The organism is Brooklawnia cerclae (genome assembly GCF_011758645.1).
Lineage (GTDB): Bacteria > Actinomycetota > Actinomycetes > Propionibacteriales > Propionibacteriaceae > Brooklawnia > Brooklawnia cerclae.
The window spans coordinates 1,640,057-1,655,160 of the sequence record NZ_JAAMOZ010000001.1 but is presented as its reverse complement, the minus strand read 5'-3'; the positions used below and the strand labels follow the sequence as shown (position 1 = coordinate 1,655,160).

17 protein-coding genes are annotated in these 15,104 nt (G+C 66.7%); 4 read left to right on the top strand and 13 right to left on the bottom strand.

Annotated features, from left to right (window positions below; genetic code table 11):
- Nucleotides 1-172: 172 nt before the first annotated feature.
- The 5 genes from FB473_RS07630 to FB473_RS07610 all read right to left on the bottom strand — a co-directional run bounded on the left by FB473_RS07630 (nucleotide 173) and on the right by FB473_RS07610 (nucleotide 2,488).
- The gene (locus FB473_RS07630; protein WP_167166149.1) at nucleotides 173-409 is read right to left on the bottom strand and encodes a hypothetical protein; all 237 of its coding nucleotides are present in this window, start codon (nucleotides 407-409) and stop codon (nucleotides 173-175) included.
- Nucleotides 406-807, bottom strand: a complete 402-nt coding sequence (locus FB473_RS07625) for a hypothetical protein (protein WP_167166147.1) — start codon at nucleotides 805-807, stop codon at nucleotides 406-408. The genes FB473_RS07630 and FB473_RS07625 overlap by 4 nt, the downstream gene beginning before the upstream one ends.
- Before the next feature lie 28 nt (nucleotides 808-835).
- Nucleotides 836-1,204, bottom strand: coding sequence for a hypothetical protein (locus FB473_RS07620; protein ID WP_167166144.1), 369 nt, complete (start codon nucleotides 1,202-1,204; stop codon nucleotides 836-838).
- A gap of 8 nt (nucleotides 1,205-1,212) precedes the next feature.
- Nucleotides 1,213-1,530: a hypothetical protein gene (locus FB473_RS07615; protein WP_167166143.1), complete on the bottom strand. Its 318-nt coding sequence runs from the start codon at nucleotides 1,528-1,530 to the stop codon at nucleotides 1,213-1,215.
- Between the two features lie 142 nt (nucleotides 1,531-1,672).
- Nucleotides 1,673-2,488 carry a helix-turn-helix domain-containing protein gene (locus FB473_RS07610; protein ID WP_167166141.1) on the bottom strand — a complete coding sequence of 272 codons (816 nt, stop codon included), beginning with the start codon at nucleotides 2,486-2,488 and terminating at the stop codon, nucleotides 1,673-1,675.
- Between the two features lie 217 nt (nucleotides 2,489-2,705).
- On the opposite strand from FB473_RS07610, the gene FB473_RS07605 reads away from it, so the two are divergent.
- Genes FB473_RS07605 through FB473_RS07590 form a run of 4 tightly spaced genes read left to right on the top strand, consistent with a single transcriptional unit; the run spans nucleotide 2,706 to nucleotide 6,293 of the window.
- Nucleotides 2,706-3,884, top strand: a complete 1,179-nt coding sequence (locus FB473_RS07605; RefSeq protein WP_167166139.1) for an NAD(+)/NADH kinase — start codon at nucleotides 2,706-2,708, stop codon at nucleotides 3,882-3,884.
- 56 nt (nucleotides 3,885-3,940) lie between these two features.
- A complete protein-coding gene (locus tag FB473_RS07600) occupies nucleotides 3,941-4,948 on the top strand; it encodes a thiamine pyrophosphate-dependent dehydrogenase E1 component subunit alpha (RefSeq protein WP_167166136.1) in 1,008 nt (335 codons plus the stop codon).
- Between the two features lie 17 nt (nucleotides 4,949-4,965).
- Entirely contained in the window at nucleotides 4,966-5,982 is a 1,017-nt protein-coding gene (locus FB473_RS07595) for an alpha-ketoacid dehydrogenase subunit beta (protein WP_167166134.1), read from the top strand.
- The gene (locus FB473_RS07590) at nucleotides 5,982-6,293 is read left to right on the top strand and encodes a biotin/lipoyl-containing protein (RefSeq protein WP_167166131.1); all 312 of its coding nucleotides are present in this window, start codon (nucleotides 5,982-5,984) and stop codon (nucleotides 6,291-6,293) included. The genes FB473_RS07595 and FB473_RS07590 overlap by 1 nt, the downstream gene beginning before the upstream one ends.
- A gap of 81 nt (nucleotides 6,294-6,374) precedes the next feature.
- On the opposite strand, the gene FB473_RS07585 is transcribed toward FB473_RS07590, so the two are convergent.
- The 8 genes from FB473_RS07585 to FB473_RS07550 form a co-directional block, all read right to left on the bottom strand.
- Nucleotides 6,375-7,574 (bottom strand): winged helix-turn-helix domain-containing protein, encoded by a 1,200-nt coding sequence (locus FB473_RS07585; RefSeq protein WP_341770067.1) that lies wholly within the window; start codon nucleotides 7,572-7,574, stop codon nucleotides 6,375-6,377.
- A 28-nt stretch (nucleotides 7,575-7,602) separates the two neighbouring features.
- Entirely contained in the window at nucleotides 7,603-8,991 is a 1,389-nt protein-coding gene (gene citX / locus FB473_RS07580) for a citrate lyase holo-[acyl-carrier protein] synthase (RefSeq protein WP_167166129.1), read from the bottom strand.
- Nucleotides 8,988-10,508: a citrate lyase subunit alpha gene (gene citF / locus FB473_RS07575; protein WP_167166128.1), complete on the bottom strand. Its 1,521-nt coding sequence runs from the start codon at nucleotides 10,506-10,508 to the stop codon at nucleotides 8,988-8,990. The genes citX and citF overlap by 4 nt, the downstream gene beginning before the upstream one ends.
- Nucleotides 10,505-11,449 (bottom strand): aldolase/citrate lyase family protein, encoded by a 945-nt coding sequence (locus FB473_RS07570; RefSeq protein ID WP_167166126.1) that lies wholly within the window; start codon nucleotides 11,447-11,449, stop codon nucleotides 10,505-10,507. The genes citF and FB473_RS07570 overlap by 4 nt, the downstream gene beginning before the upstream one ends.
- Complete coding sequence (gene citD, locus FB473_RS07565; RefSeq protein ID WP_167166123.1) at nucleotides 11,446-11,745, bottom strand: citrate lyase acyl carrier protein; 300 nt, start codon at nucleotides 11,743-11,745, stop codon at nucleotides 11,446-11,448. Before citD ends, FB473_RS07570 begins: the two co-directional genes overlap by 4 nt.
- Nucleotides 11,733-12,821 carry a [citrate (pro-3S)-lyase] ligase gene (citC, locus tag FB473_RS07560; RefSeq protein ID WP_167166121.1) on the bottom strand — a complete coding sequence of 363 codons (1,089 nt, stop codon included), beginning with the start codon at nucleotides 12,819-12,821 and terminating at the stop codon, nucleotides 11,733-11,735. Before citC ends, citD begins: the two co-directional genes overlap by 13 nt.
- Nucleotides 12,822-12,852: 31 nt before the next feature.
- A complete protein-coding gene (locus FB473_RS07555) occupies nucleotides 12,853-14,211 on the bottom strand; it encodes a CitMHS family transporter (protein WP_167166118.1) in 1,359 nt (452 codons plus the stop codon).
- A 164-nt stretch (nucleotides 14,212-14,375) separates the two neighbouring features.
- Nucleotides 14,376-14,975: a TetR/AcrR family transcriptional regulator gene (locus FB473_RS07550; RefSeq protein WP_167166116.1), complete on the bottom strand. Its 600-nt coding sequence runs from the start codon at nucleotides 14,973-14,975 to the stop codon at nucleotides 14,376-14,378.
- Between the last annotated feature and the right edge of the window lie 129 nt (nucleotides 14,976-15,104).

The following is a 15,104-nucleotide window of genomic DNA, read 5'->3' as shown; positions in this document are numbered from 1 at the left end:
ACTTCAGGCGGGCCTTGTCGTCTCCCGCGGGTCGTATAGCACCCGCGGGAACACGCGGCGTCCGCGTAAATGAGCGGACGCCCGCCGGAGACAGCGACGAGCAGCGGGAGGGGAGCCGAATCGTCCGAGATGAGCGGACGCTCGCGCCAGACGGGTCGACGGGCCCTGGCCGCTACTTCTGCTGATTCCCGTAGGTGCGGCGCAGATCGTCATGGAGCTTGTCCTGCGCGGCCCGGGAGTCGAGTTTGCGCAGGTGCTGATAGACCGCGGCCCCTGCGAAGCCGACGACGAGCAACGCGATCGGCATCCAGACGAGGTCGGCGTCCACACCCACCCGGAACCAGATGACGCCGGCGATCAGGCACACCCCGCTGACAACCGCCAGGACTTTGGTGTTGATGCCGTTCATGCGGCCTCCGTCTCGGTGATGACGAAGGTGGCACCCGGATCCGCGGCGACAACAGCGTCGGCGAGCGCCCGCATGTAGCTGCGGTACTCGCCGTACCCCAGCATTTCCTTCGGCCCGATCGGGATGAAGAACACCGTCGCCTGGCTCGTCTGGTATTCCGCGATGGTGGTGGTGAGCGCCGTCCGGGCCCCTTCGGACGCCACATCGACTCCGAAGCTCATGAAGGTGACGCGGGCCCAGTTCTTCACCAGGAAACGCAGCGACGAAGGCGTTTCGGCATCGAGGACGAGGGGCTTGAGCGTGCCCGCCACCTGCTTGGCGATCGTCAGCAACTGGGCTGGGGTGAGCGCGGAACTGAGCGTCAACCCGGCGTTGTGATACTTGTGTTTCTTTGCCATGGTGTGTCTCTCCCAATCGGATGAATGGCTACTGGCGGGTGAGTGTGACCACGGTGGTATCGCCGGAACGAAGCACCATGGTGTCGTCGGCGGGGAACTCGACGATGTAGCTGCGCTCATTGGGAGGTTGGCGCACCACCAGCACGTAAGCCCCATCCGAGCCCGAGCTGAAGGTGCAGGTCATCGTCCCCCCGATGTCCAGCGGCTTCCCGTTGTTGTAGTACATGCCCGAGCACTGCCCACCGTCGGCGATGGTCTTCAAGCCACTGCCGTCGTCGGGTTTCCACACGCCGGTGAACTCCGGTTCGCCGCACCCGGTGAGGCCGAGGGCGAGGCTCGTGGCCAGGACTACGGCACCCACCAAGCGGCGCGCGGCAAGCCTGCGAAACCGGAACATGAGATCTCCTAGAAGAAGAGCCATTTGTCGTGCCCCGGCATCAGCAGGTAGACGCCGTAAGCCGCCAACAGGAGGCCTCCCAACCGCCACCAGGCGAATCCGTCGGTGAAAAGCAGGACCACGCCGACAGCACCGAGCAACACGAACACCACGCCCGCGACCCGCATCACCACGATGCCGACCGCGTTGGACGCCGTGTCCGCCGCGTCACTGGCAGCACGCGCTGCGCGTCCCGCAGCACCGTTGCTTTCCTTGAGCTTGTCCCACAGGGTGAGGACGGCGAAAATTGCGCCGAAGAACAGAAGTGCGCCGAGCCATCCGGGCATAGAGGCCTCCAGGTGAAATAGCGGGTTGAGGGTGCAAGGAGTTGACCTGAGCGTTTCCCCGCAACCGGAACCTACTGGCGTCGACACGGCGTTCGCGCTTGTCCGGAGGGCATCCGGAAAAACCGGAAAGAGATATGTGCGCCTAGATGCACACCGGCGGGCCGAGTTCGATCGACTCGCCGTCGCGGGTCACGGTCGCGATGCCGCACACCCGGGCGTCCACGTCGGGTTCGATCAAGAGCGTGGTGTAGACGGACTGGACGTCGAAGGCCGAACGCTCCTGGCTGCGGTCACTCGTCATGTCGATCGCCGGGTAGATCCGCATCGTCACCGAGTTACCAGCGGCTTCGCCGTCGTAGCGCGTGACCCGGCCCCAAACCGCCATGCACTGGTTGGAATACATCATCTGCACCTGTACATCGCCGTCGAGACGTTCCTCACTGGCCGCGATCACCGCGTCCTCGCGGCATTTGGTCTGCATCGGGTCGACGGCGTCGGCCACGTCGAGGTAGCTCTCGCCGGGTGCGGTCGCCGTCTCACCCTCGTCGTGGATCACCACCGCCGTCCACACCAGGCTGGTGAGGATGGCGCTGAGCAAGGCCGCGCCGACCCCGACGCCTATCAGGGCAGGAAGTGAAAACCTCGGGCCGCCCGGGCGGATCGCCGGGGTGGAGCCTCCGGTTGGGACACCGGCCCCGGCGTTGCGCGGATCGAGTCGGGCACGCCGTGCAACCCACGCGGTCTCGTCGCCGCCCAAGGTGGCCACCAACGTCGCAGTGGTCCGCTCGGTAGGCAGCCGTCGCCCCGCCAGCGCGTCCGACAAGACGCTCTTGGAGATACCGGTACGCCGCTCCAGCGTGGCGAGTGTGGGGTTGCCGGCGTCCCGGCGTAGCGCACGCAGGTCGGCGGTGAACGCGTCCAGGGAGTCTGCGGCAGAATCTGAGTGATCGGTGGCCATCGGCAGGTCCTCCACGTCCGGATCGGGCTTGGTGCCCGGAGACTAGCAGAGCTGTGTTTCGGGATGACTACGGAACTTTCGCTGAGTAGGGCATAGCTGAGGCATCTCCTGGCCCTACACGCGGGCCGCGTGACCTCAGGCGGGCCTTGTCGCCTCCCGCGGGTCGTACAGCACCCGCGGGAACACACGGCACTCGCGTGAATGAACGGATGCCCGCGTGAGTGCGCGTGAATGCTCGTGGGAGGCGAGGGGAACCCGGATCGCGTCCGTGCAACGCCGCTGCAACCGGACGCGCCGCATGGTGGGCGCAGCACGGTCGCGTCGGACGCCCCGGGGTGGCCGGTACGCGAAGGGCAAGCACGCGAGGGAGGGTGCGATGACCAGCGTCGGCATCATCATCAACAGCGAATCCGGGCACGACGTGCGCCGCCTCGTCTCGGCGGCCACAGTGGTCGACAACGCCGAGAAGGGGGCGATGGCCGCACGGCTCATGGCAGGGCTCGGCGCAGCGGGTGTCGAGGAGGTGCTCCTCATGCCCGTCGACGGCACGGTGACCACGCCGATGATGAATCTGCTGCGCACCGTGAGGCTCCAGAACCCCGACGGAATGCTCCCGGAGCTGTTGTGGGTCGACATGCCCATCACGGTGACGGCCCTCGACACCCAGGTGGCCACCGACCTGATGGTGGCCGCCGGGGTCTCGGCGCTGTGCGTCCTCGGTGGCGACGGGACGCAGCGCCTCGTCGTCGGCCACCTGGGGGACGTCCCGTTCACGCCGCTGTCGACCGGGACGAACAACGCTTTTCCGCGCTGGGTGGAGGCCACCGTGGCAGGCTTGGCCACCGGGCGCATCGCCACCGGTCAGGTGCCGGCCGACATGGGGTGCGTCCGTGAGCACGCCTTCGCCGTTGAATGCGGCGACCGGCTCGAGCACGCACTGGTCGACGTCGCGGTCACGCGCAGCCTGTTCACCGCCACGCGCGCGGTGTGGCGTCCCGACGACATCGAGGAGGTGCTGGCGGTGTTCACCGACCCACAGACCATCGGGTTGTCGTCCATCGCCTCCGCCGTCGCCTCCGCGCCGCGGGGCGAACCGGTCGCCGTCCGGGTGGCCGTCGTCCAACCCCGGGACGCCGAGTGCGTCGTCACCGCACCGATTGCCCCGGGGCTCGTGATGCCGGTGGGCGTGCGCGACATCGAACTGATCGGCCTGGGGGACAGTGTGCGGCTCCCGGCGGGCCGGGGAGCCATCAGCGTCGACGGCGAACGGGCCATCGAACGTCCCCGGAGTGCCGCCGCGACGGTGCGGCTGGTGCCGGGACCGTTGCGGATCGACGTCGGACGCGTCCTGCACGCCGGTCTTGATGCAACGTCGTTGCAACCCGTGCATTCCTAGCGTGAGCCGTATCACCGCGCAGCATCGGAGCTGCGTGCGACACGAAGGAGTGGGTGATGACGACAGCGATACGACCGCCCATCGGGCTCGATCCGGGATTGCTCTCGCGAGATGACCTCCTGCGGGCATACCGGACGATGCGCGTGATCCGGGAGTTCGAGGAACGCGTCCACAAGGAGTTCGCGACCGGCGAGATTCCGGGATTCGTGCATCTGTACGCAGGCGAGGAAGCCGTGGCCACGGGTGTGTGCGACGTGCTGAAACCCAACGACTACATCGCGAGCACCCACCGCGGCCACGGCCACGCGCTGGCCAAGGGCTGCGACGTCAAGGGCATGATGGCCGAGATCTACGGCAAGGCCACTGGCCTGTGTCATGGCAAGGGTGGCTCCATGCACATCGCCGACATCGACACAGGCATGCTCGGCGCCAACGGGATCGTCGGCGGGGGCCCGCCGCTCGTGTGCGGGGTCGGGCTGACCTCGAAGGTGCTCAAGACCCACCAGGTGGGCATCTCGTTCACCGGTGACGGCGGCTCCAACCAGGGCACGTTCCTGGAGAGCCTCAACCTTGCGTCGGTATGGGATCTGCCGGTCGTGTTCATCATCGAGAACAACGGCTACGCGGAGTCGACCTCGAACCAGTTCCACCAGAAGGGCATCGATGTGGCCCGCCGCGCCGAGGCCTTCGGCATGCCCGGGATGATCGTCAACGGGCAGGACTACTTCGAGGTACGCGAGGCCGCCCAGGTGGCCATCGACCGAGCCAGGTCCGGCGGCGGACCCTCGCTGCTCGAGTGCAAGACCGTGCGCTACTACGGCCACTTCGAGGGCGACCAGCAGAAGTACCGCGAACCGGGTGAGGTCGAGCGGGCTCGTGCCGAGCGTGATCCGCTCGTCATCTTCGAGAAGCGCGTCACCTCGGCCGGGATTCTTCCCGCCGACCAGTTCCGCATGGTGGACGCGGAAGTGCTCGCGCTCATCGAGGAATCCGTCATCGAGGCCAAGGCGGCGCCGCAACCGACGCTGGAGAGCCTGCTCGACGACGTCTACGTGAGCTACTGAGACAGGAGGCAAGGATCATGCCACGCACGTTGACCTACATGAAGGCCATCAACGAGGCCCTGGCCCAGGAGATGGCGCGGGACGAGACCGTGGTCCTGTTCGGCGAGGATGTCGCCGGCGGGGCGGGCACCCATGAGGAGATGGACGCCTGGGGCGGCGTCTTCGGGGTGACCAAGGGCTTGTGGGAGCAATTCCCCGACCGTGTCATCGACACCCCCATCAGCGAGTCGGCGTATGTCGGGGCGGCAGCGGGGGCTGCCGCGTCCGGGCTGCGCCCCGTGGCGGAGTTGATGTTCGTCGATTTCATCGGTGTGTGTCTCGACCAGATCATGAACCAGGCGGCGAAGTTCCGCTACATGTTCGGCGGCAAGGCCGAGACACCGATGGTGATCCGCACCTGTTTCGGTGCGGGAGTCGGGGCGGCTGCACAGCACTCGCAGTCGCTGTACCCGGTGCTCACCCACATTCCCGGGCTGAAGGTCGTCGTCCCGTCCAACCCGTACGACGCCAAGGGACTGCTGGTGGCCGCCATCCGCGACCAGGACCCGGTGATCTTCTGCGAGCACAAGGCCATGTACGCCATGCGGGGCGAGGTGCCCGAGGACCTCTACGAGGTGCCGCTGGGCCAGGCGAGGATCGTCCGGCCAGGTGACGACGTCACGATCGTCGCACTGGGGCGCATGGTGCAGATCGCCGAGCAGGCCGCCAAGAAGCTGGAGGCCGACGGGGTGAGCGCCGAGATCATCGACCCGCGCACCACCTCGCCGCTCGACTCACAGGCGATCCTCGACAGCGTCCGCAAGACCGGCCACTACGTGGTCGTGGACGAGTCCAGCCCTCGGTGCGGCATGGGCACCGACCTCATCTCGCTCGTCGCGACGAGCGACGTGGCACTGAGGGGCATCCCGCAACTCGTGACACCGCCGCACACACCCGTGCCGTTCGCGAAGAACCTCGAACAGGCGTACATCCCCAACCCGGACAAGGTCGTCGCGGCCGTCCGGGCAGCGACCCGAGAAGGAGCATTTGCCTGATGGCCGAGATCAAGAACATCGTGATGCCGAAATGGGGCATGACGATGACTGAGGGCGAGTTCGTCGAATGGTCGGTCTCCGAGGGAGACACCATCGCCGAAGGTGACAAGATCGCCGAAGCAGCGTCCGACAAGGCCGAGGGCGAGGTGGAGAGCCCCGTGTCGGGCACGGTACGACGACTCATCGCCGAATCGGGCGAGACGTACCCCGTGGGTGCGCTCATCGGAGTGGTCGCCGGCCCCGAGGTCAGTGACACCGAGATCGACGCGCATATCAAGGCCTTCGAGGACGCGTTCGTCCCCGAAGGCTGAGCCCGGCCGTCCTCGTCGACACACCGCCGCGGCTCGGGCCCCGTTGATGGGCCCGGGTCGTGGCGGTGGTCGCGTCGGACGTCACACGAGCGACGACAGCGCTCCCGCCAAGTCGCCCCTGGGCTCGACCACGATGTCGTCCAACCCCAGCCAGTCTGCCATCGTCCGCAGCTCGTCGCCGAGTTCGCGGGCGACCACCTGAGCGTCGGTGTCGGGCTCACGCCAGGCCGACCTCACGCGCAGGACGCCCGCGCCGCGGTCGGCCTTGAGGTCGACGCGCGCGACGAACCGGTCGCCCAGCAGGAAGGGGTAGACGTAGTAGCCGTAGTGCCTTTTGTGCTCGGGTACGTAAATCTCGATGGCGTAGTCGAAACCGAAGAGCGACCGCAGTCGCCCTCGTTCGAACACCATGGAGTCGAAGGGTGCGAGCAGCGCGCGAGCCGGGACCCGCCGGGGGGCCCGTGCCTCGTGCCACAGCCACGCAGACTGGCGCCAGCACTCGACCTGCACCTGCTCGAGTTCGCCGGCGTCCTCGAGCTCCGCGACGGCCTGCGCGGTCTGGGCCCTCGTCAGGCGGAAGTAGTCCGCGAAACAGGCGAGCGTCCCGACGCCCAGCGCACGCGCCGAACGGGCCACCAGCATGCGGACTGCATCTGCCGGAAGCGGCGTCGGGGTCTCCAGGACATCGCGAGGAAGTACGCGTCCGGGTAGGTCGAAGGCCCGTTCGAACTGGGAATTCCGGTAGGCGGGGGTGATCTCGCCGCACCAGAACAACCACTCCAGAGCGGTCTTGACCGACGACCAGTTCCATCCCCAGTTGTCGCGACGCCGTTGCTCGTCGTGGTCGATCTCGCGCGCGACGATCGGGCCGCGGGCCATCACCTCTTCCCGCACACGGGCCACGAGTTCGGGCTGTTCGAAGGCGATTCGCCGCATGCCACCCCAGGCCTCGCTGTCGGCCCGGTCCATCCGGAACCTCAGGGCCGGCTGAAGCCGGACGTCGATGAGGCTGGCCGCATGCCCCCAGTACTCGAACAAGCGGCGCGGCGACCTCTGCGAGCAACGGTCGAGCACAGCGGTGTCGTACGGGCCGAGCCGCGAATAGGCCGGCAGGTAGTGCGCCCTGGCGACCACGTTGATGGTGTCCATCTGGAACTGGCCGAGTGTGTCGATGAGCCGCTGCAGGTCGCGGATGCCGGCCTCCCGCTGCAGGCGAGGACGGCCGAACCCCTGCGCAGCCAACGCGATCCGGCGCGCAACAGGGGTGCTGATCGTCCTCACCAGCGACAGCGTAGGGGACGCGACCGGTTCAGCGGCGCAATCGGGACGCGAGAAGGTCGAGCGCGTCGAGGAACCAGGTCACGGCCAACAGGTCGGCACTCCCTCCCGGGCTCCAGTTGGCGCGCGTGAATCGTTCGTCCGCATTGATCAACCGGCTGCGCAGGTCACGAATCGTGGGGGAGCCCTGTCGAACGCGGGCAGCCCAGCCTTGGACCTCGTCCAGTGCCCTGGTGCCCCCACGGCGGACGAGGTTGGTGTCGGCGGTGTGGGCCAGGAGATCGACGAGACTTCCGAGCAAGGCGTCGGCCTCTGACGCGCCGTGATCGCGTTCCGACCGATAGCGGGGCAGACCATGGTCGTGCACGGTCGGGAAACCGGCTGCGGCTTCGCCTCGCGCGCCTGTCAGCGGGTGTTCACCGTCGGTTTGGGACGGCCGATCAGCCGCCCAATCGGCAAAGACCGGCCGGTACAGATCCTGGACGCGTCTGGTTGCCGTCCGGCTCAGCGGCTCATCCAGCGGCTCCGCGTCCGAGAGCACTCCGGCAGCCGCCGCGCAGAGCCATCCGAGCATGAAGTTCGCCCCGGCGTGCGTGTTGACCCCACCGGTCGTCGCCCTCATCGCCGACTCGCCGGCGAGCCCGATCATGCGGAACTCGTCGATGGACGCGGTGGGGCGACTGCCCGCCCTGGCAAGCGCGACGAACGTCTCCTCGAGAACGTCGGCGCTGGCGAGAAGCGTGCCGAGCGTCATGTCGTGGTGGGCACCGTCGTTGTTCGCGTCCACGAGCCCGGGCTTCGGAGTCAACCGCGCCTCCACCCTGAGGCTCTCCGCCGCCAGTGCTCCGATCATGACAGGCAGATTCACCTCGCGGACGGGGCAGCAGCCCAACGCGTCACCGACTCCAGCAGGGCGCCGGGTCACCGCGGCCATCGCAGGCCGGAGCTGATCCAGGGGGTGGGTCCGTGCGCGGGAGCAGTACCGCGCGGGCTGCTCACACACCAGGCAGCGACGAGGAGTGCGTCCCACCAGAGATCGCGGAACCGGGCCGTTCTCGACGACGACGTCCAGATCCCACAGACGTCCGTGAGGGTGGGCGTCCTCCACAGCCACCATCGCTGCCTTGAGTGCAACGGGGTGCGCGTCAACGGCTGCCAGGAAGGACGTGCCGACCGGACCTCTCCGTTCGGCACGTCCCCGGATCGTCCATCCGCGGGAGGCGATGGACAACGTCGAGGCGGTGACGGCCAGGTCGAAACTGCGATCGAGGTCGGTCGTTCGCTTGACCGGGCCAGGTGCGATCATCGTCAGGGACAGGACGGGCCACCCGAAATCCCGGCCCAACGCCATCTGATCGCGGCGCCGGGCGTCCCGATCGGCCAATACCTCGGCGAGCCGGACTCCGGCGGTGGCGCTCAACCGATCACCCGCCGAACCGTGTCGATCTCGCTGCCATCGCGATAGCGAACGATCCCGACCACATCGTCACGGAACTCGACGGGCTCGGGGCGTCCCGCGATCGCGGAGGCCCGCTCGCACAGTTCCTCGATCGACGCCAGAGGGATCCGGGCTTCGCGGAGGCGCTCGAGCAGATCCGGGTATGCGGGATTGACCGCCACACCGACATCGGTCACCAGCACGCCCACATTCGCCCCTGGGGTCACCCGGGTGATCACCCGTTCCACCACAGTAGGGATCCTCGTGCGCAGCAGTGGGGCGACGACGATAGCGAGCTGGGCGCCAGCTGCCGTGTCGGGGTGGCCTCCTATGGCTCCCCGAAGGATGCCGTCCGACCCCGTCAGGACGTTCACGTTGAAGTCGAGATCGACCTCGAGAACCGACAGGATCACCATGTCGAGTTCGTCGACGCACGCGCCCTTCCCGAAGGGGTTCGCGTACTGTTCCGCACTGATCTCCATGTGGTCGGGATTGCCGCGCAGGTCCTCGATCGCACGGGTGTCGAAGGTCTGGGTATCGGCGATCCGGCCGATCAGGCCCTCGTTCTGCAACTCGGCCAGGTTTCCGGTCACCCCACCCAGGGCCCATCGTGCCGCGGTGTGCGTCCTGCGCATGTGATCACGCAAGAAGGCAGTGACAGCGATCGCCGAGGCTCCCGACCCCGTCTGGAAGGAGAAGCCGTCGGTGAACAATCCCGAGTTGACCATGACATCGGCGGCATGTCTGGCGATGAGCAACTCGCGGGGATTGGTGGTGACGCGGATGGCCCCGGTGCCGATCTTGGCGGGGTCGCCGACGGTCGGCACCTGGACGATCAGGTCCACCTGGTCCTGACGGATCGAGGCCGGACTGTTGGGATAGGGCGCGATCTGTTCCGCCAGCAGCACGACACAATCGGCGTTGTCCGCGTCCACCATCGCGTATCCGAGCGAACCACAGCGAGCGTTCCCACTGACCCCGTTGGCATTGCCCAACTCGTCGGCGGTCGGCACCCCCAGGAAGGAGACGTCCAGGTGGAGCTCGCCCGATTGGATCAAGGCGCACCGGCCGCCGTGCGAGTGGAGTTGGACAGGCTCGTCCAGCAGGCCGTGCGAGATGGCCTCGCCGAGCTCGCCTCGGGCGCCGGAAGTGAAGATGCGCCGGACCACGCCCTGGCGGATGAACGGGATGAGCCCCGAGTGCACGTCACTCAGCGAGGACGATGCGAGGGTCAGTTCGCGGAAGCCCATGCGTGAGAGCTGTTCGACCACGGTCAGGACCACCCGGTCGCCGTCGCGAAAGGCATGGTGGAAACCGATCGTGGCGCCATCGGTCAGGCCGGAACGCCTGATGGCCTCCTCGAGGGACGAGCACATCTTCCGTCCCCGCTTGGTGTCGAGCCGCCTGAGATGAGGCGTCCTGGCATCCCAGGTCGTGAAGGACTCGGGAGTCGGCCAGGTGATCGCGTCCGTTCGTGACGCGTGGAGTGCGGTTGTCATTTCTCCCCTCCGATCGGTTGGTGGCCCGCGTACAGCATGGTTCTCCGGGCTGCCGCGATGATCGGGCCGTCGATCATCTTCCCGTCCACGGCGACGACGCCCAGCCCGCGGCTCTCGGCGTCCTCGGCCGCCTCGACCACCCGCTGGGCATGCCGTAGTTCGTCCTCGCTGGGGGCGTAGGCGGCGTGGAGCAGAGGAATCTGGCGGGGATTGATCAACGACTTCCCGTCGAAGCCGAGACCCTTGATGAGATCGACCTCCGCGAGGAATCCCGTTTCGTCGTCCACGTCACCGAAGACCACGTCGTAGCACGCCACGCGTGCCGCCCTCGCCGCGTGCAGAACCGCACAACGGGCGTAGAACAACTCGCTGCCGTCCTTCGTCCGCTCGGCGTGCATGTCGAGCAGGTAATCGAACCCGGCCAACGCGATGGCCACGATCCGGGGACTGGCCACGGCGATGTCATAGGCGTTCACGACGCCCGCGGCCGATTCGATGGCAGCCATCACCCGCGTCGATCCGACTTCGCGGCCACACGCCTTCTCGATCTCGGTGATCTGGGCATCGAGTTCAGCGACCATCGCGGGCGTGTCGGTCATGGGCAGGCGGATCATGGACGCACCGGCCCGGATCATGGTCTGGAGGTCGTCCTCGAAGAACGTCGTGTCCATGCCGTTCACGCGCACCGCGACCTCGAGGCCCTGCCATTGGGGGCTCCGCAACGCGTTCGCCGCGAGCAGCCTCGCCGAGTCCTTCTCCCTGATGGACACGGCGTCCTCGAGGTCGAAGGTGTAGATGTCGGCTCCGAACACCCACGCAGTGGTCATGAGCGCCGCATTCGAGGCCGGGACGAACATGACCGACCTGCGTGGCCGGAGTTCGTGGCCGTCCGCGACTGCGGCGTATTTGCCGACCGGTGCGGACCGGGGTGTGGCCGTCATCGAGCCCACCCCACGATCACGTTCCAGTCGGGTCGCTCGTCGCAGGCGCGGCAGACCGCGGTCTCGACCCGGGCTCGCAATGTGCAGTCGAGCGCCCCCTTGTCATCGACAGTGACGACTCCGGTATCGATCTGCAGACGATCCAGCGTCTCTCGAACCACCGTGGTGATGGTCGCGCCGTATCGCGCCTGCACGGTGCTGGTGATGTTCACCTCCAGTGTGTCGTGAGCCGAGACCCTGACCAGTGCGTCGCTCGACTCGAGTGTTCCCGCCATCGCTGACCTCACGATCCGCACGGCGTTCTCCTTTCCTTGGTCCTGAGAGTGGCCGGATTCCCGGCCGTGATCGCCGCGTAGGTGGTCGGTGGGACGAGTGCCGCCAGTTCGGCGATCCGCCGTTCGCCGAGCAGCCGACGGACGATGGAGGCGGCAACGACCGGGTAACGGTCCGTCCCCACCCGGGGAATCTCGTGCACCGTGATGGTCGGCGCCTCCATCGGCGCCTGCTCCAGCCATTCGTGCATCTCGCGGTTGTAGTACGCGGTCACCTCGCTCAGGGGTTCGGTTCCGACGAACCTGTGACGGATCCCGAGTGCGGGGGCGATGGAGCACCGGAAGATCTGCAGATCGATCCCCGCATATGCCCGGTCGATCTCGGCGTGGTTCTTCAGGAAGTACTGAGGGAAGGTCGCCCGGCTCACCACATACGGCGATCCGTCGTGGACGACGACCCGGTCCCGGACCGGAAGGGCCGCGACACCCGCCCGGACGAGCCGGATCCTGTCCTCGTAGGAGAACTCGGATCCGGTCTCGCCGACCACGAACACGTGGACAACGTCGCAGTATTCGCAGGCACGATTCACGAGGTACTCGTGGCCGCGGGTGAACGGGTTCGCGTTCATGACGATTCCGCCGATGCGCGCCCCGGGTCGGCGCGTGCTCGCCAGGCCCGCGCAGTATCGCGCCAGCCCCTGGGGATCGTCCTCCATCAATGTGGCCAGCCCCTGCACTTCGGCGATCGGGGTGAACCCGAGCGATGCGAACTGCCTGCGGTACAAGGGCTTGGTGTAACAGAACAGCCGGTCGCGACCGCGTGCCAGTGCCTCGTGCCGCACCTCCACCAGGAGCGCATTGGCCACATGTCGTCCGCGTCCCCCGGGGTCGACCGCCGTGCACTTGACGACGTCCCCGGCCAGGCCCATGCATCCCACCAGGACGCCGCCCGCGCGTGCCAGGGCGAAAACCTCCACGTCGGCGTCCCGGTGCAGCCCCGTTCGTCGCAGGAGCCCGTCGACGGTCGCGAGAGCCTCGGGCGACATCGCGGCAACCGCTGTGCACGCGACCGTCACGGTGTCGTCCGTCACCGCGGTCACCACCGTTCCTTTGCCAGTGCGGCTGCGATGCTCACAGGTTGACACCTCCGACGGTGAACATGCAGGCCAGGAAAATGAGGAAGGTGCCGATCGCCCAGGTCGCCGACTTGCGTTGCCAGGCACCCATCTCGACGCCGGTGAGATGCAGGAGCAGGTAGATGAACCCGACCAGGGGACTCAGAAGATGAAATGCCTGGCCGGCGGTGGAAGCCACGGCAATGTCCATCGCTTCGAAACCGTTCGCCGCTCCCACTTCGTTGAGGACCGGCAGGACCCCCAGGTAGAACGCATCGTTGCTGAGGAGGAAGGTCCCGGGTGCGGACACGAGCGCTGTGACGAAGGCCCAATGGCTGCCCAGCGCGTCCGGAAGACCGTCGGACAGTGCACGTCCCATCTCCGCCGACATGCCCGTCGCGTTGAGGACGCCCATGAAGACACCCGCGGCCAGCACCATGATCACCACGTGCAGGGCTGAAGCCCCGTACTTCTCCACGATCTCGCGCTGATCCTTCAAGTTGCAGTAGTTGACGGCCAGGGCGATGGCGAACCCGACGGCGAAGATCACCGAACCGTGCACCTTGGGAATGACCCAGGTGCCGCCGAAGATCAGGACCACCATCATGGCGAGGGTGAGGATCAGATTGAACCAGATGAGCTTGTGACGCGAGAGTTCGTCCCCGCTGTCGTGGTCGGAGTGCAGACTCTGGAGCTCCTCGGCGGTCACGTCGCAGATCCCCAGGCGCTTGCGTTCCGCCCGTCCGCGAAGAATCGCCACGACAATGACCCAGCCCGCGGCCAGCACCATGCCCGGAAGGATCCTGCGCATCAACTCGCCCTCGTCGACACCCAGCGCGGCGATGATCCGCGCTGTCGGTCCCCCCCAGGGCAGCAGGTTCATGATCGAGTTACCGAGGATGATGATCACGGCGAGATCCATCATGCGCATGTTCAGCCGCCGGTAGACGGGGATCAGCGCGGAGCAGACGACCAGCGTGGTGGTGGAACCGTCGCCATCGACGGAGACCAACAGCGCGAGGACGGCCGTGCCCACCAGGAGCCGGAGGGGATCTCCGTGCACGAGTTTCAGGATGAGCCTGGTGACAGGCGCGAACAGGCCTGCTGTGAGCATCAGGCCGAAGAAGAGGATGGCAAACAGAAGCATGATCGCGGTGGATGCGACACCGCTGATGTCGAGATCGTTGTTGCCGACGATGCCAGCGAGCGCGAACGTGGGCATATCGCCCGCGTCGTATCCCCATCGGCCTGGAATCCCGGTGAGGATGCCGACGACAAGGGGCACGAGCACGAGGGCCACGAACGGGCTCGCTCGCTTGGTCATGATGAGCGTCATAAATCCCACCACGATGACTACGCCAAAGACTGCCAGCATGTTGAGCTTCTCCTTTGAAGACATGGGCTGGTAGACGGTCCGTCCCGGGCGACATCGTGTTCGCGCGGGTCGTGCGACTAGACTGACTGACCTTCAGTCAGTTACCGGGATACTAGAACTCCTGGAGATCACTGGCAAGCTGTCGGCGCGGTACGCGCCGATGATCATTCGCCCAGGCTGCCGGGCTTGGCACCCAGCGCGCGTTCGACCAACTGGACGAATGCCCGTCCCCGGGCGTCGCTGCCTTCCTGCGGGCTGAAGACGGCCTCGAAAGTGCAGGCGTACAGGAGCAACTCGGTGGATGCGAACGGGTCGGATATCTCGAATATCCCCTGAGCCACGCCTCGCTCGATGACGTCGACGAACAGGGGAGTGAGCCGCACGATTCCCTGACGCAGCGTGCGAATCACCAGCTCCGGATTGTTCATGGCGCGCAGGTGGGCGGCGATCTGCCCGGTGGGCGCCGAGACGAACCTCAGGTGCTCGCGGAACATCAGAAGGGTCTGCTCGCCAGGACCGCGCCCCGGATCCAGCGCGATCTCGCGCAAGGCCGACACGTCCTCCTCGACCATCTGCGTCACTATCTCGTCGAGGATGTCTTCCTTCGACCCGAAGTAGTAGTAGAAGAGTCCCTTCGAGACCTCGACCTCGTCGATGATCTCGGTGATGGTCGTCTTCGCGTATCCCCGCGAATAGAACAGACGGCGGGCCGCGTCCACGATCTCCATCTTGCGTTCCGCGGGTTGCTTGACGGTCCGGGCCATTTCTCTCCCCCCTTGAAGAGCAGAGGTCAGACTATTCCTTGTCGATGACCGGGCAAAGCTCTTTCCCCTGAACGTGGTCGGCGAGGCGAGTACACCCGCCTGCCGCCCAGACGCGAGGGTAAGTGACGT

What these genes read in the sequence shown, in the direction of transcription:
- FB473_RS07630 (WP_167166149.1), bottom strand. Translation starts at nt 409, where the DNA reads ATGAACGGCATCAACACCAAAGTCCTGGCGGTTGTCAGCGGGGTGTGC.
- FB473_RS07625 (WP_167166147.1), bottom strand. Translation starts at nt 807, where the DNA reads ATGGCAAAGAAACACAAGTATCACAACGCCGGGTTGACGCTCAGTTCC.
- FB473_RS07620 (WP_167166144.1), bottom strand. Translation starts at nt 1,204, where the DNA reads ATGTTCCGGTTTCGCAGGCTTGCCGCGCGCCGCTTGGTGGGTGCCGTA.
- FB473_RS07615 (WP_167166143.1), bottom strand. Translation starts at nt 1,530, where the DNA reads ATGCCCGGATGGCTCGGCGCACTTCTGTTCTTCGGCGCAATTTTCGCC.
- FB473_RS07610 (WP_167166141.1), bottom strand. Translation starts at nt 2,488, where the DNA reads ATGGCCACCGATCACTCAGATTCTGCCGCAGACTCCCTGGACGCGTTC.
- FB473_RS07600 (WP_167166136.1), top strand. Translation starts at nt 3,941, where the DNA reads ATGACGACAGCGATACGACCGCCCATCGGGCTCGATCCGGGATTGCTC.
- FB473_RS07595 (WP_167166134.1), top strand. Translation starts at nt 4,966, where the DNA reads ATGCCACGCACGTTGACCTACATGAAGGCCATCAACGAGGCCCTGGCC.
- FB473_RS07590 (WP_167166131.1), top strand. Translation starts at nt 5,982, where the DNA reads ATGGCCGAGATCAAGAACATCGTGATGCCGAAATGGGGCATGACGATG.
- citF (WP_167166128.1), bottom strand. Translation starts at nt 10,508, where the DNA reads ATGACAACCGCACTCCACGCGTCACGAACGGACGCGATCACCTGGCCG.
- FB473_RS07570 (WP_167166126.1), bottom strand. Translation starts at nt 11,449, where the DNA reads ATGACGGCCACACCCCGGTCCGCACCGGTCGGCAAATACGCCGCAGTC.
- FB473_RS07555 (WP_167166118.1), bottom strand. Translation starts at nt 14,211, where the DNA reads ATGCTGGCAGTCTTTGGCGTAGTCATCGTGGTGGGATTTATGACGCTC.
- FB473_RS07550 (WP_167166116.1), bottom strand. Translation starts at nt 14,975, where the DNA reads ATGGCCCGGACCGTCAAGCAACCCGCGGAACGCAAGATGGAGATCGTG.